This is a genomic window from Oribacterium sp. HCP3S3_B9 (genome assembly GCF_052064255.1).
GTDB lineage: Bacteria > Bacillota > Clostridia > Lachnospirales > Lachnospiraceae > Oribacterium.
In genome coordinates this window covers 1-25,128 of record NZ_JBQHVY010000017.1, presented here as the reverse complement: position 1 = coordinate 25,128, position 25,128 = coordinate 1, and the positions used below count along the sequence as shown (strand labels likewise).

Here is a 25,128-nt window from a genome sequence, read left to right as displayed (position 1 = left end):
TACTTTATTATACATCAACTGACAGATGCAGACATTAAATTATCGTGAAATATAGACTTTTTTAACCGCCGGGAGTTTATGGGGTCTGACCCCATAAACTTCAACTTTAGATTCTGTTTATAAAAATTTAATGGGGTCAGACCCCTCGGCATCTCGGCTTCACTTACAGGATGATCTGTCCGATCAGTACGACGATGCCGGCGCAAACATACGCGATGGCGCACTGAAGGAGCACCATGCCGACGGCCCAGCGGGTGCCGAGCTCACGCTTCACGGAGGTGATGGCGGCGATGCACGGGGTGTAGAGCAGGCAGAACACGAGGAGGGCAGCGGCTGCGAGCGGGGTCAGAACCGCACGGAGCGCATCCATGCCGCCGAAGAGGATGTTCAGAGTCGATACGACGCTCTCCTTCGCGAGGAAACCGGAAATCAGCGATACCGTGATGCGCCAGTCACCGAAGCCAAGCGGTCGGAAGATCGGCGCGATCGCACTCGCGATCGCCGCGAGGATGCTGGCCGAGGAGTCACTCACCATATGAAGTCCGAAGTCAAAGTTCTGCAGGAACCATACGATGATGGTGCCGAGGGTGATGATCGTGAAGGCCTTCGTAAGGAAGTCCTTCGCCTTCTCCCAGAGCAGCTGCAGTACGTTCTTCGCACTCGGCAGGCGGTAGTTCGGAAGCTCCATGACGAACGGCACCGCCGAACCCTTGAAGGTGAAGCGCTGGCTGATCTTCGCAAAGAGGATGCCGACGAGGATGCCGGTGAGGTAGAGCGCGATCATGATCGGCCCGCCCTTCCCCGGGAAAAAGGCCGCCGTGAAGAAGCCGTAGATCGGCAGCTTCGCCGAGCAGCTCATAAACGGGGTCAGCATGATGGTCATCTTACGATCCCGCTCCGACGGCATGGTGCGCGACGACATAACCGCGGGCACGGTACAGCCGAAGCCCACCAGCATCGGCACGATCGAACGACCAGAGAGACCGATGCGGCGGAGCAGCTTATCCATGACGAAGGCGATACGCGCCATATACCCTGTATCCTCGAGGAGGGACAGGAAGAAGAACAGCGTCACGACGATCGGCAGGAAACTGAGCACCGAACCCACGCCGGTGAAGATACCGTCGATGATGAGCGAATGCAGCGCGTGGCTGACATTGGCCGCCGTCAGCAGCTGGTCGACGAGCTGTGTCAGGAGGTCCACCAGCGACGCGAGCGCATCCTGCAGGAAGGCACCGATGACGTTGAAGGTCAGGTAGAACACGAGGCCCATGATGACGATAAACGCCGGGATCGCCGTATGCCGGCCAGTCAGGATCTGGTCGATCTTCGCCGAACGGACCGCCTCCCGGCTCTCATGCGGCTTCGTCACGCAGCGACGGCTCATGCGCTCGATGAAGTCGAAACGCATATCCGCGATGGCGGCGGCACGATCGAGCCCACGCTCCTCCTCCATCTGGACGATGATGTGCTCCACCATCTCCTTCTCGTTCTGACTAAGTGCCAGCGCTTCCTCGACCCGCGCATCCCCCTCGATCAGCTTCGTCGCTGCAAATCGTACCGGGATGCCGGCTGCGACCGCGTGATCCTCGATCAGGTGCATGATGCCATGGACGCAGCGATGAACCGCGCCGCCGTGGTCGTTCTCCGCACAGAAGTCGAGCCGCTGCGGCTTCTCCTGGTAGCGCGCGACGTGCAGCGCATGAGCCACCAGCTCATCGACGCCTTCATTTTTCGCCGCCGAAATCGGCACGACCGGTACGCCGAGGTGACGCTCCATGCGGTTGATGTCGACGGAGCCGCCGTTGCCCTGCAGCTCGTCCATCATGTTGAGGGCGACCACCATCGGGATGTCCAGCTCGATCAGCTGCATCGTGAGGTAGAGGTTTCGTTCAATGTTGGTGGCATCCACGATATTGATGATGCCTTTCGGTCGGTCGTTCAGGATAAACTGACGGGAGACGATCTCCTCGCTCGTGTACGGCGACATCGAGTAGATGCCCGGCAGATCCGTGACCTCCGTTTCCGGATGGCCCTTGATGGAGCCGGACTTCCGGTCCACCGTGACGCCTGGGAAATTACCGACGTGCTGGTTCGAGCCCGTCAGCTGGTTAAAGAGCGTCGTCTTTCCGCAGTTCTGGTTGCCCGCCAGTGCGAAGCTGAGCTTCGTATCCTCCGGAAGCGGATGTTCGCTCGCCTTATCATGGAAACGACCGCCCTCACCGAAGCCCGGGTGCTCGTCATCATCGAAGAACTTTCCGTCCTTCGCTGCTTCTGCCGCATCGAGCTCTGCCTTCGTCGCCGGGTGCTGCTCCTTCTTCCAGAGCTGATGCTCTTTATGCTCCTCCGCCGTGATCGGCCGCGCCTGAATCTGCGCCGCATCCGCGAGACGAAGGGTCAGCTGATAGTCATGGATCCGCAGCTCCATCGGGTCGCCCATCGGTGCAAACTTCACGAGCTGCACCTCTGCCCCCGGAATCACGCCCATATCCAGGAAATGCTGTCGAAGCGCGCCCTCGCCTCCGACCGTCGTCACGATGGCACTCTGGCCGATGTCAAGATCCTTTAATGTCATAAAATCACTCCCTGATGAAATTTATACTCCTGTAAAATCAAAGCTATACCGTCTCGAACTTCCCGTTAAGACAAAATCACTTAGAAACGTCCATTTCCAGATGAAAACTCGTCAGTTTAAAAAGCCGATACCATCTTGTATATCTTTAAAACTAACATTATAATTCGCGATTAGCAAACGTAAAGACGTTTAAAAAAGATTACCGAAAAATCGCTTTAAAAGAATTAAAACGATTACCGAAAAAACACATTTCAGGAGATTCGTATGACACTTGATATGACGAAGGGAAACCCGTTTCCGATCATCTTAAAATTTATGATTCCGCTGTTTATCGGCAATGTCTTCCAGCAGCTCTACAACATGGCAGACACCATCATCGTCGGGCGCTTCGTCGGTGCTGATGCGCTCGCTGCGGTCGGTGCCACCGGCACCATCATGTTTCTCGTGCTCGGCTTCTCGCAGGGCCTCTGCACCGGCTTTACCGTCCCGACCTCTCAGGTCTATGGTGCAAAGGACTACGCACGCGTGAAGCGCAGTGTTGCGAACGGCATCCTTCTCGCCGCGATCGTCATCATCGTGATGACCACGCTTTCCGTATCCACGATGCAGACACTGCTCCGACTCATGAATACACCGGCTAACATCTTCGAGGATGCCCACACCTACATCAGCATCATCTGCATGGGCATCGTCGCAAGCGTCTACTACAATCTCTTCTCCGCCTTCCTGCAGGCCGTCGGAAACAGTAAAGTGCCGCTCTGCTTTCTGGTGTTCAGTGCCTGCCTCAATGTCGTGCTGGATCTTTTCTTTATCATCGTCCTGAAGCTCGGTGTCGCGGGTGCCGCACTCGCCACAGATCTCTCCCAGGGCATCTCCGCCACCCTCTGTCTCTTCTATATCTATAAGAAAGAGAAGGTGCTCTGGCCGGAGCATCACGACTGGCGCATCAACGCCGGTGTCTACCTCGTGGTGATCCGGAAGGTACGGAAGGAACTCGCCGCATCATAAAACCAAATACCGATACCGAAAGGGAGCTTCGCACCGCCAGGTGTAAGCTCCCCTTTTTTCGTCCGAATCGTGCATGATGCAACAAGTCGTCCCGTCATCTGTTTTCAGCGTGGAATCCCCTGTACTTTTTAAGGCGTTCAGACTTCTGGTCGGTACAGTAAAAGTAATGGCTGTGACGTCCGAAGATGCCACAGCCATATATGAAAACTCTCCCCTCTCCGACTCAGCGCCGGAGCTATCGTAAACTGTCGCAGAGGCCGATGCTTCGGCCTGTCACGCAGTCATGCGAACATAAATGGTGCTCAGTCCAGCATGAAGAACTGTGCCAGACTGCTTTTCAGTGATACGATCATGCTGTCATCGGCGGCACACTGTCCGCTCGGAATCGGATCATACTGCCGGATATACTCTGATTTTCCGGTTTTCTCGAAGATGATCGTGTTTGTCTGATCCGGAAGGACCATGCCGTACTTCTGGACCGCATCCCTGTAAATCTGATCCGGGTTCACCGCGTCGTTGATCTTCGCCTGAAGATCTGCGTTCTGCACCCGCAGCTGCTCGAGCTGAGTACGCTTCTGCTCGATCGTCGAGAGACGCGTGGAAACCAACGTATCGAGGTGTACACATTGGTAGCAGGTCAGGAAAATGAAAATAATCGAACAGGTCAGTAACAGACGACAGGCACCATCGAGCACACGCTCCGGAATCAGCCGGAAAAGCGGGGCGATGATGCTTTTATCTTCCTGGTACTCCAGCCGAAGCTGTCCGTCGTACCGGTCCCGATAGAGATGAATCTGATTCCGTCTTCCGCGTTCCTCTACGACCAGAGTCTCACGTACCAGCGGACGTCTCTCCGAAACATCGGCACGAACTGTATTCCCATCCACATACGTTCGTCCCATACTACACTGCTTTCCTTACATGATTCTGACATCTGCGAAATCACGTTCAGACGCAGATATCAGTTTTTACACATTTTTTCAATACTTCACGCACCTGTTAATTACCCAAAAGTAATTATTCAGCAATCATTATACATCAGATCGTAAGAATTCATACGGTTTCTTGATATTTCCGTGGATAATTTTTTTAAATGGATGATATAATTCTTTCTAGAGACTTCCCGAAAACCGGGCTTGACAGGAGGATACTATGAATGACCGAATACCGATCGTGCTGAAAGCAGATGGCGACTGCGCCTATGCAGAGGCACTGGCCGCGCATCTGAAGACAGCACTGCTGCATACGACGCCGGATGCACCGGTCTGGCTCTCTGTGAACGCAGCCGGCCTTTCGCTCACAGATGGCGATCAGGCGATGCGTGGCGACTTCACGAAGCTGCAGAAGCGCCTCCAGTACCATAATCTGACGCATGAGCTCCTCGTGAAGGCGACGAAGGTGAAGGGTCGTGAGAATCTGCGTGTGATCGATGCGACCGCAGGCATGGGTGAGGATTCGCTGCTGCTTGCAGCGGCCGGCTGTGAGGTCACGCTTTACGAGCAGGATCCGGTCATCGCCGCACTCCTGCAGGACACGATGCGACGCGCACTCGAGGAAGCGACGCTTCACGAAATCGTCATGCGCATGCAGCTCGTCGAGGGCGACAGCATTGACCATCTCCGAAGGCTTGGAGAAGCAGGCACGGGTTCGTATGCACCAGAGGACGATGCTGGACACGCCTGTCCGGCTCTAACAGCGTCGGCTGCCACGGGGAACGGCGCTGATGCCTCGACAAGCGGTGCAGAAGTCACAACGAACGACGCAGCTGCCACGACGAACAGCGCAGATGAAGCGCTGAAGCGCCCGGATGTCATCTACCTCGATCCGATGTTCCCGGAACGGCAGAAAAGCGGCCTCGTGAAAAAGAAGTTCCAGCTCATCCACTACCTCGAGGCACCAGCGGAGAACGAAGAGGCGCTGATGCAGGCCGCCATCGCCGCGCACCCATTTAAAATCGTCGTGAAGCGCCCCGCGAAGGGCCCGTACCTCGCCGGCCTGAAGCCATCCTACTCGCTCGATGGAAAGGCCATCCGCTATGACTGCTATGTCTTTCCGGAAAACGTATAGTTAAAGAGGCTGTCGTAACAGAGACAGCCTCTTTACATTATCGATCTGATCACCAAAAAAGCCCTCCTGATTTCTCAGGAGGGCTTTCAGTCGAGCGCGAGACGGGGATCGAACCCGCGATCTTCGCCTTGGCAAGGCGACGTAGTACCACTCTACTACTCGCGCAATATGCGTTTATCCGTTTGACCGGATAAATCGGTTTGTCTGGATGATGTTTCTCAATCGCTCCATAGAGCGCGAGACGGGGATCGAACCCGCGATCTTCGCCTTGGCAAGGCGACGTAGTACCACTCTACTACTCGCGCATTTTTAATGTCCCAACCGACTTTCATTTCTGTGAAGGTGGGTGCATTATACAAAAGATCATCAGTGTCGGTGTGAATGTTATCGCCGTCTTAATCATCTTGAGTGCCCAGAACCGGAATCGAACCAGTGACACGAGGATTTTCAGTCCTCTGCTCTACCAACTGAGCTATCTGGGCATCGAGCGGGTGATGAGAATCGAACTCACATGTTCAGCTTGGAAGGCTGACATTCTACCATTGAACTACACCCGCAAGTGACTTCGTGTGTCGCCTTATCGGTGACGCGAGTGTTATAATACTCTACTCCGAAAGCTTTGTCAACACTTTTTCAAAAAAAGTTTTTTGGGTGCCGCTATGGGCGTAGCAGTTCAGACCGGGGCCCGTAGGTTCAGCACCAGAAGCACAGTATGCCTGGCTTCTGGTGCCTTTCCCCCTGAGGTTTCCGTCTGTTTTACATATCCGGATCAGCCTTCGGCGTCTTCTTCGCGTAGTAGATTTTTCCGGTGTGTGCCCACATCTGGGATACGAGGATGCCGTCCTCGCTGTGACGCTTCGTGATACCGACGTTGTAGCCCATGTCGTCGGTGCGGAGGAGACGGCGGATCTCGACGTCATCCTCGATTCCGGTCACCCAGGCCGGGATGTTCAGGGTGATCTCCTCTTCGCCGCAGTTCACAGCCATGATGGCGACCTCATCCTCATACTGTCTCGCATAGACCACATAGTTATGGCCAGCCATCAGCTTCATGAGGGCGCCTCTCTTCAGCACCGCATTACGCTTATGCATACCGCCGAGGTAATTATGGAACTCGATCAGCTCAAGGTCCTCGTGGCCCCACGGATACGGACGGCGGCAGTCCGGCTCGGTCCAGCCGGTCATGCCAGCTTCGTCGCCGTAATAGAGGGTCGGTGCGCCCGGCCAGGTCATCTGCATCATCGCCCCCAGACGGTAGAGTGCCTGCGAAACGCCGGCATCTGCAGCGGCTGAGCCGCTCGTACCGATGCGGCCGACCGTCTGATTCGTGCGCGTCATGAAGCGGCTGTGGTCATGATTCGAGAGCTGGTTCATCGAGCAGAGAATCGAGTTCTCCGGCATGCGGGACATATGGTAGAGGATCGCGTTGAAGAACATCTCACCGTCACCGCGCATCGCCTCGTTTTTCGCGTCGGAGTGCTTCTCCATGCCGGTCAGGAACCAGGTCACCGGCTCCATGAAGGCATCGTAGTTCATGATGGTGTCCCACTCATCACCCTGGAGCCAGCTGAACGGGTCGCCGTAGTGCTCGGCGAGGATGATGGCGTTCGGATTCGCTTCCTTCACCACCATGCGGAACCTCTTCCAGAACATATGGTTGTAGGTCGCGGAGTGTCCGAGATCGGCGGCGACATCGAGACGCCAGCCATCGACGTTATACGGTGCGCTCACCCACTTGCGTCCGATCTCGAGGATTGCTTCCGCGAGATCACGGGAGCCCTCGTAGTTCAGCTTCGGGAGGGTATCATTGCCCCACCACTTCTCGTAGCTGTTGTTGTTCGGCCAGGCCTCGTCACGGTTGTCACTGAACGCAAAATAATCGTGGTACGGGCTGTCCTTGCGCTGGTACGCACCCGCGGCATAAGCATTGGCCCGATCCTTATAGTTATAGAAGCCGGAACGGTTCATCCACTTGTGGAAGGAGCCGCAGTGGTTGAACACACCGTCGATGATGACGCGCATGCCGCGGGCATGGCAGGCCTCGACGAACTCGACGAAGAGCCGGTCGCTGGCGTCCAGGTTTTCACGGCTCGTGGTGCGGATCGAGTAGCGGGTCGCGCGGGCATTGTCATCCTCCCAGTCCTCGACGAGGGTGCCGCCGTCCTTCACGATCTTGCCGATATGCGGATCGATGTGGTCGTAGTCCTGCGCGTCGTACTTGTGGTTCGACGGGGACACGAAAAGCGGATTGAAGTAGATGACGCTGACGCCGAGGCGCTGGATATAGTCGAGCTTCGAGCGCACGCCGGCGAGATCACCACCGTAAAACCGGTGCACGTCAAACGCCTCGACCGGGGCGTTCCAGTCCGCTACACCACGCGCTGCTCTGCCGAGGTAGATGTACTCGTTGTCGACGACGTTATTCGTCGGGTCGCCATCACAGAAGCGATCGATGAAGATCTGGTACATGATGGCGCCCTTCGCCCAGTCCGGGATATGGAAGCCCGGCATCAGACGGTACGAGAGCTCACGGTTCATGTCGTCGCAGACGCCGAGACGGTTGAAATGCAGTCGCTCCGGGCCCTTCTGGATGAAAAAGCTGTAGCTCTGGGTGGCCTGACCGACCATGACCTTATGCTCATAATAGTCGAAGCGTGCATCACGCTCGACGAGCTGCATCTTCGTGCTGCTGTTGGCTTCGTGGAAAAAGATATAGACGGCATCCACGTCCTGCCGTGCTGTCCGAAATCGGAGCGTAACGGTATCTCCAGGATTCGGCTCCTCCGGGATGCGGTAGCTGGCCGTCCCCGAGGTGTACAGTGCCGCCTGGTTAATCGTACTCTGGTTCATTTACTTTCTTACTTCCCTACTGACATATTCTCTGTACCCGGCCGCGCATCCGGCCAGGCGCTCTATCTCTCTCCTGTGTCTGATCGATCCCCGGCGAACATTCCCTTCGCCAGGTCGTCGGCACAGCGAAAACAGCCTGGCAGACGCCAGGCTCTCCGAAACTGAATTTACTGATCGAACTCGACCACCCCGATGAACGGGAGATTGCGGTAGCGCTGGTCATAGTCGAGACCATAGCCGACCACGAATTCGTCCGGAATCTCGAAGCAGGAGTACTTCACCGGTACTTCCTTCTCGCGACGGGACGGCTTGTTCAGCAGCGTGCAGATCTCGATGGACAGTGGCTTCCGGTCGAGGAGCATCTTGCTCAGATGGTTCAGCGTGTGTCCGGTGTCGATGATGTCCTCGACGATCATGACATGCTTGCCCTCGAGCGGCTCATCGAGATCCTTCACGATCTTCACGATACCGCTGGAGGTCGTGCCGCCGCCATAGCTGGAGACGGACATGAAGTCGAAGGATACATCCACGTCATGGATGCGCTTCGCGAGCTCGCACATGAACATCGCGCCGCCCTTCAGGATACAGATGAGGTGGAGGGACTCGCCCTTATACGCCTCTGAAATCTGATCCGCAATTTCTGTGATACGTGCTTCGATCTGATCCTCCGGGATCAGGACTCTGACATGCTCAGCCATGATTTTTTCTCCTTTTCACACTGATAACCTCTCGATTCTCCTGTAGAATCAAGGTTTTTTTACGATACTCTGCGCTCATCCGGTACGGAAGGTCGAGATGCGCGCCGCCCGGCCCGAAAATCAGGCGGTCGATGTCCCGGTAATGCACGGCGCTCCAGTCCTTCTGGGGCGTTCCGATCCGGCGGAGCAGCTCGCTGTAGACGTACTGCCGCACGAGCTCCGGGTACTCCCTCAGCGCGGTCACGGGCAATGCAATCGACCGTAAAATCGTCGCCTCGTCCGGGGCTTCTGCTGCGCCCTCCGCGCTTTTTTCTGCCAATGCAGGCGGCCTCGAGGTCGTACCTCGGGTCGAGGCACCTGGCTCCGGTAACGTTACCGGTGCATCCTGGAACACAGCCGTCTGTGGGCGGGTATGTGCATCTCGGTCGATTGCATTGGCCGAATCCGGGGCGACCGTCAGCGTCGCGTGCGCGTCCACGTACTGAAGAGCGAGCGCATGAAAGAACGCATCCGCTTCACGAAGGAGCGCTGCGCTGTGTGCGATGTGGGCGCTCGCCTCCGGGTTGATCTCGCGAAGCTCCGGCAGCACCGTGCTGCGGATACGATTCCGGGTGTAGTGCGGATCCGCGTTCGTCGAATCCGTCACGTACGGTATATCATACTGTTTAAGCCACTTCAGTATATCTTCTCTTTTTATGGAAAGCAATGGCCGGATCACGTGATTTCGCCGATTCTCCATGCCCGCGAGGCCGCGAAGCCCTGCGCCGCGCACGAGATTATGGAGGACGGTCTCCGCCTGATCATCGAGATGATGCGCCACCGCGATCCAGGCGGCAGGAGCAGACGGGGCTGGGAGGCCTTTCATCGACCGAGCATCCGGAAGACGCGACGGGGAGCCGGCGGTAAATGCCGGGGAGTCTGATGTTCTGGCGGAATCCGGCACCGGGGAGTCCGACGTTCGGTCGATTGCAGCTGCCGGGGCGTTTGACGTTCCGGCGGACGAAGCTACAGGGGAGTTTAACATCCGGTCGGCCGCCAGAGTCTGCCCCAGCTGCTGCCGTGCGGCCTCGAGGGCCTCGTAACGGAGGATGCGCGCGGCCTCCTCCAGGCTGAGCCCATGCTGCGCCGCGTACGCCGGAGCCGCGACATGCACGGCCTGGAACGGGATGTCGAGCTTCGCGCAGAGCTTCTCCGAAAACGCCTCGTCGCGGTCCGCCTCCGCGCCACGGATGCCGTGATGGACATGCACCGCCCGCAGCGTAAAGCCCATCCGGGCCTGCAACGTGTGCAGCGCATACAGCAGGAAGACCGAATCAGGGCCACCTGAAAGGCCGACCACGACGCCGTCGCCCGGACGGATCAGCTGATTCGCCTCGATATATCGTTTGATTTCCAGCATAAGCGCATCCATGCGAAGCTCCTCTCAAAAACAAAGGTGGAGAAACCTGCGTCTCTCCACCTCATTTTACTAAGTTCTCTCTTACTTTTCATCCGGTTTGATGATGATTTCGTCCGGCAGCTTCAGTCCGAAGATCTCGCGGGCCTTTTCCATCGTGAATTCCTTCGTTTTTACGTAGACCTTTTTCTCTTCCAGCTCCTTACCGTGCTGCTCTTCATCGGCGATAGCAGCATCCAGGCTTTCTTCCTGGGCCTGGTAATCCCGCTCCTGCTGCCGAAGCGTCTTGCCCCGGATGTTGATGGCGATCGCAAGGAACAGCACCACGATCGTGATGCCGATGATCGCCAGACGGTTGCTGGATAGATTTTTACGCGGACGCTGTCTTCGTTTCATAGATACTTAAAAAGGTCTCCTGCCTCTTCCTTATGTACAGTTTCCTGTACCGCCAGAACCTCTGCCCGGACGGATTTCTCACCGAAGCGGATCTCGATGACGTCCCCCACCTTCACATCGTAGGATGCGCGCTGCGGACGGTCGTTCACGAGTACTCGGCCTGCGTCGCAGGCTTCGTTGGCCACCGTACGACGCTTGATGAGTCTCGATACTTTCAGGTATTTGTCTAGTCTCATGATATCCCTAAGTTTATGGGGTCTGACCCCATTAAATTTTTCTAAACAGAATCTAAAGTAGTAGTTTATGGGGTCAGACCCCCTTACGAAATTCTTAAGGTAATGGTCGGTTTCACGAGGAGATATCCCCGCATGGCTCCGATCAAGAAAAAAGAGACGGCCATGTAAGGCCGCCTCCGGATTTTATCCGATTCGTGATTAACCGTTGATCTTATCCTTGAGGGCCTTACCAGCCTTGAATCTCGGAGCCTTGGAAGCCTCGATGTTCATGGTAGCACCAGTTCTCGGGTTTCTGCCCTCGCGCGCTGCTCTCTCAGCGACATCGAAGGTACCGAAGCCGATCAGCTGAACCTTATCGTTCTCAGCGAGTGCATCAGCGATGGTATCAAATACGGCCTTTACAGCTGCATCTGCATCCTTCTTGGAAAGGTCTGCGCTCTTTGCAACGGCTGCTACTAATTCAACTCTATTCATTTTGTTTTCCTCCACGTGATTAAAGGCAGATTTCTAAAAAAGCCCATAATCTCCATATTTAAAAATTGACATAAAAAGTATAATCTCTGCGCCTCTGCATGTCAATAAAGAAACGGCCACCGAGGGGTCAGACTCCCGCGTGGATTTTTCGACCACCTCGTAAAGCAAGCGGGCAAGCGGAGGAGGGGTCAGACCCCCGCGTGGATTTTTCGACCACCTTAAAAATTTCGCAAGGGGGTCTGACCCCATAAACTTCAGCTTAAAAGGGGGTCTGACCCCATAAACTTTACAGCTGCAGGCGCCGGAGGATCTTTTCGGCGTCGTCCATGGTTTCGAGCAGGGTCCAGGCTTTTTCGCGGGTGCTCTGTCGGAAGACGAGCGTCGCCTGCCGGCCGCTCAGGAAGCGGAGGCGGCCCTGCTGCTCGCGGACAAGGACCGGGATCTCCTCGACGCGGATCCGGGCCTTCGGATCGAGCTGGATCTTCCAGCTGCCCTTTCGGATGTCCACCTCGGTGGCGTAGCTTCGGTGCGCCTCCGCACGGAGGAGCGCGATGCGGAGCAGGTTCGCACATGGCTTCGGGATCTCGCCGAAGCGGTCGATGAGCTCATCCTGCATCTCACTGTAGTCCTCCTCTGTCTCGATGGAGGAGATCCGCTTGTAGACGTCGAGCTTCTGCGACTCGTTCGGGATATAGGTATCCGGGATGAATGCGTCGATATCGCAGTCGATCTGGGTATCGAAGCTCGGCTGCTCCTGCAGCTCGCCCTTCTCCTCCTTCACGGCGGTGTTCAGCAGCTTACAGTACAGATCGTAGCCGACGGCCTCCATGTGGCCATGCTGCTCTGCGCCCAGGACATTGCCCGCACCGCGGATCTCGAGGTCACGCATCGCGATCCGGATGCCCGAGCCGAGCTGGGTGAACTCGCGGATCGCCTTCAGGCGCTTCTCAGACTCCTCCGTCAGCATCTTACCGCGGCGGTACATGAGGAACGCGTACGCCGTCCGGTTCGAGCGTCCGACACGTCCGCGAATCTGATACAGCTGACTCAGACCCATCCGGTCCGCGTCCTGGATGATCATCGTGTTCGCATTCGGGATGTCGAGGCCGGTTTCGATGATCGTCGTCGACACCAGCACATTGACCTCGCCGTTGATGAAGCGCAACATGATATCCTCGAGCTGCGTCTCCGACATCTGGCCATGCGCATACGCGATGCGCGCCTCCGGGCAGAGCTTCTGCACATGCCCCGCGACGTCTGCGATGTTATTGACCCGGTTGTAGACATAGTACACCTGGCCGTTTCGCGCAAGCTCGCGGTTGATCGCCTCGCGCACGAGCTCGTCGTTGTACTCCATGACATAGGTCTGGATCGGCACACGGTCGATCGGCGGCTCCTCAAGCACCGACATGTCACGGATGCCGACCAGCGACATGTGCAGCGTCCGCGGGATCGGCGTCGCCGTCAGCGTCAGCACGTCGACGTTTTTCTTCAAATTCTTGATGCGCTCCTTATGCGTCACGCCGAAGCGCTGCTCCTCGTCGACGATCAGGAGACCGAGGTTCCGGAACTCGACGTCCTTACTGAGCAGACGGTGGGTGCCAATGACGACATCGACACGACCGGCCTTCAGGTCGTCGAGGGACTTTCGGATCTGCTGCGGTGTCCGGAAGCGGCACAGCAGCGCGATGTTCACCGGGAAGCCCTTCATACGCTCGACGAAGGTGTTGTAGATCTGCTGCGCGAGGATGGTGGTCGGCACGAGGTAGGCCACCTGCTTACTGTCCTGCACGGCCTTGAAGGCGGCGCGCAGTGCGACCTCGGTCTTACCGTAGCCGACGTCACCGCAGATCAGGCGGTCCATGATCTTATGGCTCTCCATGTCGTGCTTCACCGCTTCGATGGCGAGGTCCTGGTCGACCGTCTCCTCGTACGGGAACATCTCCTCGAACTCCTTCTGCCAGACGGTATCCGGCCCGAACTGGTAGCCGGACTCCGACTGCCGCGCCGCATAGAGCTTTACGAGGTCACGTGCGATCTCCTTTACAGCATGCTGCACACGTGAGCGGGTTTTCGTCCACTCCGTGCCACCGAGCTTATTCAGCTTCGGCTTCGTCGCCTCCGCTCCCGCGTACTTCTGGATACCCTCGAGCCGGGTCGCCGGCAGGTAGAGATTACCGCCGTCGCCGTACTCGACCTTGATGTAGTCCTTCGTCACGCCCTGGCTCTCGATGCGCTCGATGCCGCGGTAGATGCCGATGCCGTGGTCCTCATGCACCACGTAATCGCCGACACTCAGCTCGCTCAGCTTCACGATGTGCTGACCGTTGAGCTTCTTCTGCTTCCGCTTCTTCTGAACTGCGTTCGTGTTGCCGAACATGTCGCCCTCGGTGAGCAGCACGAAGCGCTCCGCCGGGAACTGGTAGCCCGTGTTCAGCACACCGAACATGACCATGATGGCTCCGCGCGTCTCCGCCTCATGTGCCGCACGGATCTCCCGTCCGGCTACATCGAGGATCTGCGCCGACAGGCTGCTGCCCTGACCGCTTCTCATGTTGGCCGCCTTACCCGAGGCCAATGCTGTCGTGCTCTGCTTTGTACCTGCGCTCGACGCATTCGCTCCCGCCAGCTTGCCGGTGCCGGCTGCGCCATCTGCTGACGCGCCGCCTGCATTGGCCTCCGGCACATCCGGGCAGTAGGCCCGCAGATCGTAGTCACGGAGGTTCTGTGCGAGACGCGACGCACGGGTCCGGGACGGGCTCAGCAGCACGATCTGGTACTGCTCACTCTGCCAGCGCTGAAGATCCTTCAGCAGCATCTCGAAGCCGGACTTACTGTACGGCGTCACCTCGGCCGTCTCGAAGTGGAAGCACTGCTTTGTCTTCAGCGCGCTCAGGTTCGTGCCGAGGGCACTGAAGGCGATCGTCCGTGGCGTGTCGAGCCGCTCCATGATCTGGTCGATGCCGTAGATCAGCTTGTCCGGATCGCGCTCGTCCTTCTCTGCGAGACCCTGCGCCTCGAGGGTCGCCGCCAGCTTCGCGTGGTGCTGCATCTCCTCCACCCGCGCCTCGAAGCTCTCGCGGAACTCGGTTTCGACCGCCGTGCCCCGCTCCCGGAGACGATCCGGCTCATCAAGGAAGAGCAGGGTACGCTCATCGAAATAATCGAGGATACTCACCTCCTGCTTCTCACCGGCCGCGCTGTCCGCACGATCGGACGCCGGGTAGATCTCCACACTGTCCAGGGTGTCGATCGAGCGCTGCGTCTCCGCGTCGAAGGTCCGAATGCCGTCGACCTCCGTGTCCCAGAACTCGATGCGGACCGGATTCTCCGAGGTGAACGGGTAGACGTCGACGATCCCGCCGCGGATCGAGTACTCACCCATCGCGTCGACCTCAACCACGCGCTCATAGCCGAGGCGCGACAGCTTCGTGGAGAGTGCCTCCATCTCCATCGTCATCCCCGGCTCGACCGTCAGCACGGACTCCGAGAAGTTCTCCCGTCCGAGCACCCGGTCCATGAGTGCGTCAATGCTGGCGACCACGACGCCGCCGTCGTCCTCCATGATGTGCTTCAGCACCTCGACCCGCTGCCGGGTGATGAGCGTCCCCTGGGTATCCGCCTGATAGAAGAGAAAATCCTTCGCCGGGTAGTACCAGGCCTGCTCCGCAAAAGCATGGATGTCGCGCATGAAGCGCTTGCCCGTCGCCTCATCCTTCACGACCAGCAGCTTCCACGGACGCCGGTCGTTGCTGCCCTTCGTCGCCTGGGCTGTCTTTCCGGCGTCGAGGACTTCCGGTGTCGATGCGGCCCGGGTCGCCCGTGCGCTCGTTTTCCGGGTGTTCTGGAGCGACACCAGGAGCTGTGCCTTCACCGGATCCACGGTTCCGGTCACTGCAAGCGGACCCACACCCGCGGTGAGGGCCTGCTGCAGCGCCTGATAGCTTTCGGTTTTCAGAAATGGGTTGATCATCATACTTCCTCTACTGAGCACATGGAGTGCAGGCATCCGGAACAGCCTGCCCGTCGGAAAACGCAGCGCGCACAGGGCAGCACTGCGTCGTCGGTATCATCGGCGCGCCGGCTTATGCCTGCGCGCAGTTCATCGGATTATAGTGATTCATCGCGTGCTCCACGCCCTGGTTCACGATGTCGAGGATGGCATCCGCCACCGCGTCGTAGGTAGTCGCCATCACCGCTGCGTCGTTCCGATCGAACTTCGCGAGCACATGATCCGCGAGGTCCATGTACTCTGGCTTCTGACCGACACCGACCCGCACCCGCGGGAACTGATCCGTGCCGAGGCACTGGATGATGGACTTGAGGCCATTGTGACCACCCGCCGAGCCACCCTTCCGGATCCGCATGCGACCGACAGCGAGGTTGATGTCATCCGACACCACGATGACCTGCTCCGCCGGAATCTTATAGAAGTTCGCGAGCGGCGCGATGCAGTTACCCGACAGGTTCATGTAGGTCAGCGGCTTCACGATGATGAGCTGCTCCGGCCCCGCCGGCGTCATCACCCGTGCCTTCGTATAGACCCCCTGAAACTTCGTCTCGTTCAGCTTCAGCCCGCCCAGCTTCTCGCAGAGCGCCTCCACCGCCGCGAAACCCGTATTATGACGTGTACCGATGTATTTCTTCTCCGGATTTCCCAGACCCGCAATCAGATACATAAAACTCCTCCATATAGCAGTCACCGTTCAGAGCGACTCTCCAGACGCTTGTCTGAATGGTAACGGTTGTTAACGATTATAAGCACAACAAAAGCAGCACCGAAGGATATCCTACTCTCCGTCCGGTCCCACCGTACATGCCATCATAACACAAATTAATATATTTCACATCATATAAGCGATTCCATGAATGGATATATTTAAAGAGACGGTAACAGTTCAGCCGGGGTGATTTTGTAAGGCGGATAATTTTTAAGGGATGTCCATACCGGGCACCTCTTCTCGTTTGCCTGCATGGGGCGGGGCCGATAAGTAAATAGATAAAGGCAATCGAATGGGGTGGGCAAACAAACAAAAAGAGACGCCTGCCGAAGTCCCTTATCGAAAAATGGCGCAGGGCTCTCGCCCTGCGCCATATACTATTGAAATCAATATCCTTCCGTCTCGGAAATCATCTCCGCCTGATACTTATCCAGGATGATCTCATGGATCGCTTCTCTGGTCGAAGATTTGATCGGATGTGCGATGTCTCTGTACTCACCATCCGCCGTCTTTCTGGACGGCATCGCGATGAAGAGACCCTTCTCACCCTCGATCACCTTGATATCGTGGATGACGAACTCATTATCGAAGGTGATGGAGACGATCGCCTTCATCTTGCCTTCCTTATCCACCTTGCGGATCCGTACATCTGTTATCTGCATGCTTCGATCCTCCTGTTACATCTGATACCGTGTATTTTTTTCTACGACGATCTTGATGTCGTCCGGCGTACCGATGTAGGTCGTGTTGGCACGAATCGTGTCGCGGCTCTCGACGATACAGTTCTCGATAACGGTATTATCGCCAATGTATACATCATTCAGGATGATCGAGTTCTTGATCACGCAGTTGTTTCCGACATAAACCTTACGGAACAGAACGGAATTCTCGACGGTACCGTTGATGATGCAGCCACTTGCGAGAATCGAGTGACGCACGTTACAGTCCGGGTTGTACTTCGCAGGAGGATTATCCTCGAGCTTCGTGTAGATACCCGGCAGCTCCTTGAAGAAGAACTCGCGGATATCACGGTTCAGGAAATCCATGTTGGTCTTATAGTACGACTCGACGGACGCGATGTTTGCCCAGTAGGTGTCGATCTTATAACCATAGATGCGCTTTACGTTCTTATAGCGTACCAGGATATCACTGACGAAATCGGTACGATCCTCATCGTGTGCCTTCTCGAGGAGCTCGATCAGCTGACGACGACGGATGACGTAGATACCGCAGGAGATGGTGTTCGCGTCGGTCGCGATCGGTTTCTCCTCGAAGTCGACGATCCGGCCGTCCTCGTTCATCTTTACGCAGCCGAAGCGGGTAGCATCCGTGTTCGGCTCCATGGTCTTCACCACTACGGTGATATCTGCCTTCTTGTTGATGTGATGCTCGAGCACCTTTGCGTAGTCGAGCTTGTAGATGCCGTCGCCGGAAGCGATGATGACATATGGCTCATGAGACTGCTTCAGAAAATCGAGGTTCTGATACAGTGCGTCGGCGGTGCCACGGAACCAGTCGCTGTGCTCTGCGGTGATGGTCGGTGTATAAACATACAGCCCACCCTGCTTACGACCGAAATCCCACCACTTCGAGGAGGAAAGGTGCTGGTTCAGAGATCTGGAGTTGTACTGTGTCAGTACAGCCACTCTCTGAACATGAGAGTTCGACATGTTGGAAAGAGCGAAGTCGATGGCACGGAAGGATCCGGCTACCGGCATCGCAGCGATCGCTCTCTTATTCGAAAGCTCCCGCATACGCTTGTTATTACCACCTGCTAAAATAATACCTATCGCTCTCATAATGTTCCGTCCTCCTTGATGATTGCTCCGCCGCTTGCGAGTAATCCGTCAGGATAATCCTCTACTGTCGTTACGCCATAGATTGCGGTGTTTCTTCCGACCTTTACATTGTCCGGAATCACAGAATTCTCGCCGATGGTGGCCAGCTCTGCGTTGTAAACTCTCTGATCATATACACTCGGCTCGAACTCACCGACACCGATCTCACAGTTCTGACCGATCTTTACGTTCTGTGCGATGACGCCCTTATCGATTCTGGTACCTGCGCCGATGGTTGCACCGGACATGACGACAGAATCGTTCACCACTGCACCGGACTCGATGGTGACACCCTCTCCGATGACAGAATTATGAACCTCACCATGGATCTCACAGCCCTCTGCGATGATGCAGCGCTCTACGTGAGAGTTCTGGGAAATAAACTGTGGTGACGGGTTCTTCGTGTCGGTATAGATCTTCCAGTACTCCTCGTAGAGGTTGAACTCCGGAATGATCGATACGAGCTCCATGTTGGCCTGCCAGTAGGACTCGAGTGTTCCGACATCCTTCCAGTAGCCGTTAAACTCATATGCGAAGATGCGGCTGCCCTTATTGAAAAGATAAGGGATGATGTGCTTACCGAAATCCTCACCTGGAACATCCTTGTTCGTGATCAGCGCTTCACGAAGCACCGGCCATGAGAAGATATAGATACCCATGGATGCAAGATTTGACTTCGGTACCTTCGGCTTCTCCTGGAAGTCGATGATACGGTTATTCTCATCGGTTACAGTGATACCGAAACGGCTCGCCTCCTCCATCGGAACAGGCATCGACGCAATCGTACAGTCGGCATTCATCGCCTTATGGTACTCGAGCATAACCTCATAATCCATCTTATAGATGTGGTCACCGGAAAGGATGAGTACATAATCCGGGCTATAATTATCGATATACTCGATGTTCTGGTAGATCGCGTTTGCTGTGCCTGAGAACCAGTCCGCACCGTTCTGCGACTCATACGGCTGCAGAATCGTTACGCCTCCTCTGTTACGATCCAGATCCCACGGAATACCGATTCCGATGTGGGCATTCAGACGTAAAGGCTTGTACTGCGTCAAAACGCCGACTGTATCTACACCTGAATTGATGCAGTTCGACAGTGGGAAGTCAATGATCGAATACTTTCCACCGAAGGATACAGCAGGTTTTGCGACATTCTTTGTGAGTACGCCAAGGCGAGAGCCCTGGCCGCCAGCGAGCAGCATGGCGATCATTTCTTTTTTAATCACGTCATCACCTCATTAGTAATATAAGTAGTAGAAAAATATCTAGCTGTACATAGTATAGCACTCTACGTCCCGCATGTTAACTAAGAAAATGGTTATTTTGACAGTAGAATAACGAATTTTACATAGGTGTTTCGTAATAATTACACAATTTACTACAATTAAATATGGCATACTGGTTCACCAGACATAAATTTTCTTCTTTTAGAGCAGTTGTTTCGGCAAAAATATCCGGTACTTTGCATACCGCAGGCATAGCACTCGATACTATCTATCTGTGACTGTCCAGATGTAGTGTAACTCGGCGGACAGTAGTCGGAAGCCGAGCTACGTCTGGACAGTCACGTCGGGAAATCTAAAAAACGCCGGGGCATCGCCCCGGCGCATTGCGCTCATCATCTGTTTAGATATCGCAGTTACCAACGGTTCTCGGATACGGAACCACATCGCGGATGTTCGACATACCGGTGATGTACATCACGGCACGCTCGAAGCCGAGACCGAAACCACCATGACGCGTCGTACCATACTTACGAAGATCGAGATAGAAATCATACTGATCCATCTCCATGCCCATCTCGTTCATACGCTTCAGAAGCTTGTCGTAGTCCTCCTCACGCTGTGAGCCGCCCATGATCTCACCGATCCCCGGAACGAGACAGTCGACCGCAGCGACGGTCTTTCCATCCGGATTCTGCTTCATATAGAAGGCCTTGATGTCCTTCGGGTAGTCTGTAACGAATACCGGACGCTTGTACAACTGCTCGGTGAGGTAACGCTCGTGCTCGGTCTGAAGATCCACGCCCCAGCTTACCTTGTACTCGAACTCATCGTTATGCTTCATGAGCTCATTCACCGCATCCGTATAGGTCACACGTGCAAACTCGGAGTTCAGAACGTGGTGGAGACGATCGAGCAGTCCCTTGTCGACGAACTGGTTGAGGAAGGCCATCTCTTCAGGAGCATTGTCCAGCACATACTGAATCATGTACTTCAGCATATCCTCCTCACACTGGATGACATCATCGAGGTCTGCATACGCAAGCTCCGGCTCGATCATCCAGAACTCCGCCGCATGACGCTGTGTGTTCGAGTTCTCAGCACGGAAGGTCGGTCCGAAGGTGTAGATGTTGCGGAACGCCTGCGCGAAGGTCTCGCCGTAGAGCTGACCGGACACCGTGAGGCTCGTCTTCTTGTTAAAGAAATCCTGGCTGAAATCCACCTTGCCGTCCTCGGTCATCGGAACCTGGTCGAGCGGAAGCGTGGTTACCTGGAACATCTCGCCCGCACCCTCCGCGTCGGAAGCGGTGATGATCGGGGTGTGTACGTATACGAAGCCACGCTCCTGGAAGAACTGATGGATTGCAAAGGCCACCAGGGAACGGATCTTAAATACGGCCTGGAAGGTGTTGGTTCTCGGACGCAGATGATCGATCGTACGAAGGTACTCGAGCGTATGACGCTTCTTCTGCAGCGGATAGTCCGGAGAGGACGCACCCTCGAGCATGACCTCGTCGGCCTGCACCTCGAACGCCTGCTTCGCATCCGGCGTCGCCACGAGCTTACCCTTTACGATGACCGCCGCGCCGACACCGTACTTCGCCACCTCCTGGAAGTTCGCCATGGTGTCATGGTAAACGACCTGAAGCGGGGTGAAGAAGGTACCGTCGGAAATCGTCAGGAAACCGAACTGCTTCGAATCACGGTTCGAGCGGACCCAGCCGCCGACCGTCACTTCCTGATCATAGTAGGCTTCTTTATTCTTGAAAATCTCTCTTAATGTAGTAACTTTCATCTCTAACCTCTGTTTCTATCTCGGATGTTCTCAGAAAACCGCGGAAAACCGCGATGATTTAACTGATTATAGCGTAAGGCTTCCCTGTTTTCAATGTCTCCGACGTTTTCTTTACCTTTATATTTCTGCGTAATTACGTTAAAATATAGAAGACTATAAACATTTTACAGGGGAGCTGTCATGCGTTTTATTCATGTTGCGGATGTGCACTGGGGGATGGTGCCGGATGCGGATCAGCCGTGGGGCCGGGATCGTGCCAATGATATCAGGGCGACGTTTCGTCGTATCATCGAGAGGTGTCGGGAGTCGAATGTGGACTGTCTGTTCATCGCGGGGGATCTGTTTCACCGTCAGCCGATGAATAAGGATCTGCAGGAGCTGAACTATCTGTTCGGGACGATCCCGTCGACGCATGTGGTGATCATCTCGGGGGAGCATGATCGGGTCGAGGCGAACTCGGCACTGCTGAGCTTCAACTGGAGTCCGAATGTGCACTGGATCCTCGAGGATACGCCGCAGTCAGTGTACTTCGATGATATCAATACCGAGGTGTACGGCTTTTCCTATCATACGCGCGAGCTGCGGGAGACGGTGATCGACGGGATCCACCCGGCGGAGGATGGACACATCCATATCCTGCTGGCGCACGGTGGTGACCGGGACCACATGCCGGTGGAGACAGCGACATGGGCTGCACTGCCCTTCGACTATGTTGCCCTCGGGCATATCCACAAGCCGACCGAGCTCGTGGAGCGCCGCGTGATCTATGCGGGCACGCCGGAGCCACTCGAGCAGGGTGAAACGGGGCCGCATGGCATCTACGTCGGGGACATCCACCCGATCACGCACCGGATCCAGAAGCTGGAGTTCGTACCGCTCGCCGCGGCGAGCTATGTGCCGCTGCAGATTTCAGTGACGGAACGCACGTCGAACGAGGAGCTTCAGCGCCTGATCTCAGCGGAGATCGAGAAGCGGGGCACGCAGAACATCTACCGGCTGCGCATCACGGGGAAGCATGATCCGGAGGTGAGCTTCGATCTCGCACCGCTCCGCGAGCGCTACCGCATCGTGACGGTCGAGGATATGTCCGAGCCGCAGTACGATTTCGTCGCGCTGTACCGGGAGCACCCGTCCGACATGATCGGCTTTTACATCCGAAAGCTCCTGCGGGAGAATCCGGATGACATGAGTGAAATCGAGAAGAAGGCGCTGTACTATGGTATCCATGCGCTGCTGCAGTCGCAGAAAGGAGGTCTGTGATGCGATTGATCGACCTCCATATCGAAGGCTTCGGCAAGTTCCACAACCTGAATCTCCGCTTCGCCGAGGGCATGAACATCCTGTACGGCCACAACGAGGCCGGCAAGTCGACGCTGCATGCGTTTCTGCAGGCGATGCTCTACGGGCTCGAGCGGCGGCCCGGCATCGGGAGCGCCGCGAAGCTGCACAAGAAGTACCGGCCGTGGGATGCGCCGGAGCGCTTCGGCGGGACGCTGCGCCTCGCGCATGAGGGGAGCATCTACCGTATCGTCCGTGATTTCAATGCAGACGACCTCAGCGCAGATGGCGCAGCCACGACGACAGCGGGCGGCGCAGGGCTGACAGGCGGAGCAGGCGCCGGCTACGGCGCGGCTGCGATGGCTGGCGCCGGGACAGCCGGGATGACCGGGGCCACAGGCACCGGAATGACCGGGGCGGCGACGCTGGCGAGCGTCGGGCGCGCGAGCGGAGCGGCAGCACCGGCGGCCGGCGCGGACGCCTGTCCGCTGGAGATCTGGGACGAGACGGCGGGCGTCCGGGTGCCGGATCCGCGGGGCTTCCTGCAGGCGATGCTGGGCGGGATTTCCGAGACGGCGTTCGAGAACACGGTGTCGATCGGGCAGCTCCGAAGCGCGACGAGCCGCAGCATGGTGCATGAGCTGAAGTCCTACATCACAAATCTCAGCACGACCGGCGATATGTCGCTCGACTCCGCCGGGGCGCTGAAGCTTCTCCGGCAGCAGCGCAGCGCGCTGGAGGCGAAACGGGTGCCGGAGGCGGCGAAGTCCTACGCGCAGCTGATCGGCGAGATCCGGAACATCGAGCGCGAGATCGCGCAGCCGGAGTACGAGAATCAGCTTCGGAAGTACCAGGCTCTGCGTTCGGAGGTCCGAACGGAGCAGGTCGACCGGCAGACACGCCGGGAGGAGCTGCTGCAGAAGACGGCGGCCCAGGAGGCGGTGCTCACGCAGGCCGGCTTCGACAGCGGCGACGATATCCTGGACGCAAAGGAGCACGCCGACATGCTGTACAGCCTCTATCAGATCGGCGCGGAGCCACGGGAACGGGTGATTCGCATCGCTCTCCCGCTTCTCTTCGGCCTTCTGACGATCCTCTGCGGCATCGCGGCTGTACTGATCACAGCAATCGAATCCCCTGCCTTCGCACAGCGCTTCCATCTCGCGCCGGAGAAGGTCCCGGGTCTCGTCGCGGCGGTGTCGGGAAGTGGCCTGAGCGCGACGATCCTTGTGGCCACGAGCATTGGCCTGCTCGTACTGTGCATGCTGCTCTTCGTCTGGCGGCTGTACGCCAATGCTGCGAGGACGGGCTTCCTTCGGGAGACGGCGGCCGAGCTCAGCGCGATGCTGACGAAGCAGATCGGTACGGCGGACGTCAGCGATGCCGCGATGGAAAGCTTCCGGACACACATGGATGAGCTGCTGCGGGCCGAGGAGGAGCTCGAGACGCAGCGGACGACGCTTGCGGAGGTGAGCGCGGAGCTCCAGAATCTCAGCAACGACGAACGGCGCTACGATGTCGAGCTGCAGAAGCAGAACGAGAAGCAGACGGAGCTCGAGGGGAAGCTGCAGCACCTCGCAAATGTGAAGAACCGCGCGGAGATGCTGAAGCGGACGCTGGACGAGAACGACGCGATCTCGACGGAGATCGATGCGATCAATCTCGCGGCGGAGACGATGAAAGAGCTACAGAGCTCGATTCAGTCGAGCTTTGGACACTACCTCAACAAGGAGGCCGGTGAGCTGATCACGGGCATCACGGGCGGGGTGTACGACTCGATGTGGATCGACCAGAACCTCGACATCTTCATGAACACACCAGGGAAGATCGTGCCGATCGAGGACGTCTCCTCCGGCACGATGGATCAGATCTACCTGGCCCTGCGCCTCGCCGCCGCGCGCCTGATCCAGAGCGACACCGGCGCAGCGACTTCGACAGGTGGTGCCGGACAGGCCGGTGCTGACGCAGAGGCTTCGACGGGTGCCGCGGGCACGCAGACTTCGACGGCGGACGGAAGCGACGGCGCAGCGGAAGCACGGCTGCCACTGATCTTCGACGACTCCTTCGCGATGTACGACGAGCAGCGGCTCGCGTCCGCACTCCGCTACATCACGGAGATCCACCACGGCCAGATCCTGCTGTTCACCTGCCACACACGCGAACAGCGCATCCTCGAAAACGAAGACGTGAAATTTAACCTGATTGAGATGTGATGCTCTATCTGGTGAAATCGAGATTTCTTCAATGAAAATTTAAAAGCGCAGCGAAAAGAGGCCCGATCGGAGCCTCTTTTCGTTTGCCTGACTATTCGATTCTACTTCCTATATCTATTTACATATCGAATAGAGCTTTCTTTATTAAGTTTTCAATTTACACCATTATACGGACACAATGAGAAACTATATACGGAAGGACTTTTTCAGAAATCGTGTCTATGAGAATTACACTCCGAAACCGGATTCAGGAGAGAAACTATACATGGAAGGACTTTTTCGGAAATCGTGTCCATGAAAATCGAAATCAGATGCTGATTTTCGCTGTCAATCGCCGATTAAATATACACGATT

18 protein-coding genes and 4 tRNA genes are annotated in these 25,128 nt (G+C 56.6%); 4 read left to right on the top strand and 18 right to left on the bottom strand.

Features of this window, described 5'->3' with window-relative positions:
• Positions 1–163: 163 nt before the first annotated feature.
• A complete protein-coding gene (gene feoB / locus ACTNC3_RS08810; RefSeq protein WP_410043314.1) occupies positions 164–2,575 on the bottom strand; it encodes a ferrous iron transport protein B in 2,412 nt (803 codons plus the stop codon).
• Positions 2,576–2,839: 264 nt separating this feature from the next.
• Here feoB and ACTNC3_RS08805 point away from each other — a divergent pair, with 264 nt between their 5' ends.
• On the top strand, positions 2,840–3,583 hold the full coding sequence (locus ACTNC3_RS08805) for an MATE family efflux transporter (protein ID WP_441227175.1): 744 nt from the start codon (positions 2,840–2,842) through the stop codon (positions 3,581–3,583).
• 302 nt (positions 3,584–3,885) lie between these two features.
• On the opposite strand, the gene ACTNC3_RS08800 is transcribed toward ACTNC3_RS08805, so the two are convergent.
• Positions 3,886–4,485: a hypothetical protein gene (locus ACTNC3_RS08800; protein WP_441227174.1), complete on the bottom strand. Its 600-nt coding sequence runs from the start codon at positions 4,483–4,485 to the stop codon at positions 3,886–3,888.
• A 250-nt stretch (positions 4,486–4,735) separates the two neighbouring features.
• Here ACTNC3_RS08800 and ACTNC3_RS08795 point away from each other — a divergent pair, with 250 nt between their 5' ends.
• Positions 4,736–5,650: a class I SAM-dependent methyltransferase gene (locus ACTNC3_RS08795; RefSeq protein ID WP_441227173.1), complete on the top strand. Its 915-nt coding sequence runs from the start codon at positions 4,736–4,738 to the stop codon at positions 5,648–5,650.
• A gap of 93 nt (positions 5,651–5,743) precedes the next feature.
• Here ACTNC3_RS08795 and ACTNC3_RS08790 read toward each other — a convergent pair.
• The 16 genes from ACTNC3_RS08790 to asnS form a co-directional block, all read right to left on the bottom strand.
• Positions 5,744–5,815 (bottom strand) — tRNA-Gly (locus ACTNC3_RS08790).
• Positions 5,816–5,883: 68 nt separating this feature from the next.
• Positions 5,884–5,955 (bottom strand) — tRNA-Gly (locus tag ACTNC3_RS08785).
• 104 nt (positions 5,956–6,059) lie between these two features.
• Positions 6,060–6,132: transfer RNA gene (locus ACTNC3_RS08780), tRNA-Phe, on the bottom strand.
• Between the two features lie 4 nt (positions 6,133–6,136).
• Positions 6,137–6,207: transfer RNA gene (locus tag ACTNC3_RS08775), tRNA-Gly, on the bottom strand.
• A gap of 199 nt (positions 6,208–6,406) precedes the next feature.
• Positions 6,407–8,500 (bottom strand): glycoside hydrolase family 13 protein, encoded by a 2,094-nt coding sequence (locus tag ACTNC3_RS08770; RefSeq protein ID WP_410043318.1) that lies wholly within the window; start codon positions 8,498–8,500, stop codon positions 6,407–6,409.
• Between the two features lie 167 nt (positions 8,501–8,667).
• The gene (gene hpt / locus ACTNC3_RS08765; RefSeq protein WP_410043319.1) at positions 8,668–9,198 is read right to left on the bottom strand and encodes a hypoxanthine phosphoribosyltransferase; all 531 of its coding nucleotides are present in this window, start codon (positions 9,196–9,198) and stop codon (positions 8,668–8,670) included.
• Complete coding sequence (gene tilS, locus ACTNC3_RS08760; protein ID WP_441227172.1) at positions 9,191–10,609, bottom strand: tRNA lysidine(34) synthetase TilS; 1,419 nt, start codon at positions 10,607–10,609, stop codon at positions 9,191–9,193. Before tilS ends, hpt begins: the two co-directional genes overlap by 8 nt.
• Before the next feature lie 69 nt (positions 10,610–10,678).
• Entirely contained in the window at positions 10,679–10,990 is a 312-nt protein-coding gene (locus tag ACTNC3_RS08755) for a septum formation initiator (protein ID WP_410043321.1), read from the bottom strand.
• Positions 10,987–11,226 (bottom strand): RNA-binding S4 domain-containing protein, encoded by a 240-nt coding sequence (locus ACTNC3_RS08750; protein WP_410043322.1) that lies wholly within the window; start codon positions 11,224–11,226, stop codon positions 10,987–10,989. The genes ACTNC3_RS08755 and ACTNC3_RS08750 overlap by 4 nt, the downstream gene beginning before the upstream one ends.
• A gap of 198 nt (positions 11,227–11,424) precedes the next feature.
• Positions 11,425–11,715: an HU family DNA-binding protein gene (locus ACTNC3_RS08745; RefSeq protein WP_410043323.1), complete on the bottom strand. Its 291-nt coding sequence runs from the start codon at positions 11,713–11,715 to the stop codon at positions 11,425–11,427.
• A gap of 271 nt (positions 11,716–11,986) precedes the next feature.
• On the bottom strand, positions 11,987–15,673 hold the full coding sequence (mfd, locus tag ACTNC3_RS08740) for a transcription-repair coupling factor (RefSeq protein WP_441227201.1): 3,687 nt from the start codon (positions 15,671–15,673) through the stop codon (positions 11,987–11,989).
• Between the two features lie 112 nt (positions 15,674–15,785).
• Positions 15,786–16,379: an aminoacyl-tRNA hydrolase gene (gene pth, locus ACTNC3_RS08735; RefSeq protein WP_441227171.1), complete on the bottom strand. Its 594-nt coding sequence runs from the start codon at positions 16,377–16,379 to the stop codon at positions 15,786–15,788.
• Between the two features lie 428 nt (positions 16,380–16,807).
• Positions 16,808–17,083 carry a septation regulator SpoVG gene (gene spoVG, locus ACTNC3_RS08730; protein ID WP_410043326.1) on the bottom strand — a complete coding sequence of 92 codons (276 nt, stop codon included), beginning with the start codon at positions 17,081–17,083 and terminating at the stop codon, positions 16,808–16,810.
• A 15-nt stretch (positions 17,084–17,098) separates the two neighbouring features.
• Positions 17,099–18,220 (bottom strand): glucose-1-phosphate adenylyltransferase subunit GlgD, encoded by a 1,122-nt coding sequence (glgD, locus tag ACTNC3_RS08725; RefSeq protein WP_410043327.1) that lies wholly within the window; start codon positions 18,218–18,220, stop codon positions 17,099–17,101.
• Entirely contained in the window at positions 18,217–19,491 is a 1,275-nt protein-coding gene (locus ACTNC3_RS08720; protein ID WP_441227170.1) for a glucose-1-phosphate adenylyltransferase, read from the bottom strand. The genes glgD and ACTNC3_RS08720 overlap by 4 nt, the downstream gene beginning before the upstream one ends.
• Positions 19,492–19,891: 400 nt before the next feature.
• A complete protein-coding gene (gene asnS, locus ACTNC3_RS08715) occupies positions 19,892–21,283 on the bottom strand; it encodes an asparagine--tRNA ligase (protein ID WP_410043329.1) in 1,392 nt (463 codons plus the stop codon).
• A gap of 180 nt (positions 21,284–21,463) precedes the next feature.
• On the opposite strand from asnS, the gene ACTNC3_RS08710 reads away from it, so the two are divergent.
• Entirely contained in the window at positions 21,464–22,543 is a 1,080-nt protein-coding gene (locus tag ACTNC3_RS08710; protein WP_441227169.1) for a metallophosphoesterase family protein, read from the top strand.
• Positions 22,543–24,774 carry an ATP-binding protein gene (locus ACTNC3_RS08705; RefSeq protein WP_441227168.1) on the top strand — a complete coding sequence of 744 codons (2,232 nt, stop codon included), beginning with the start codon at positions 22,543–22,545 and terminating at the stop codon, positions 24,772–24,774. The genes ACTNC3_RS08710 and ACTNC3_RS08705 overlap by 1 nt, the downstream gene beginning before the upstream one ends.
• Positions 24,775–25,128: the final 354 nt, after the last annotated feature.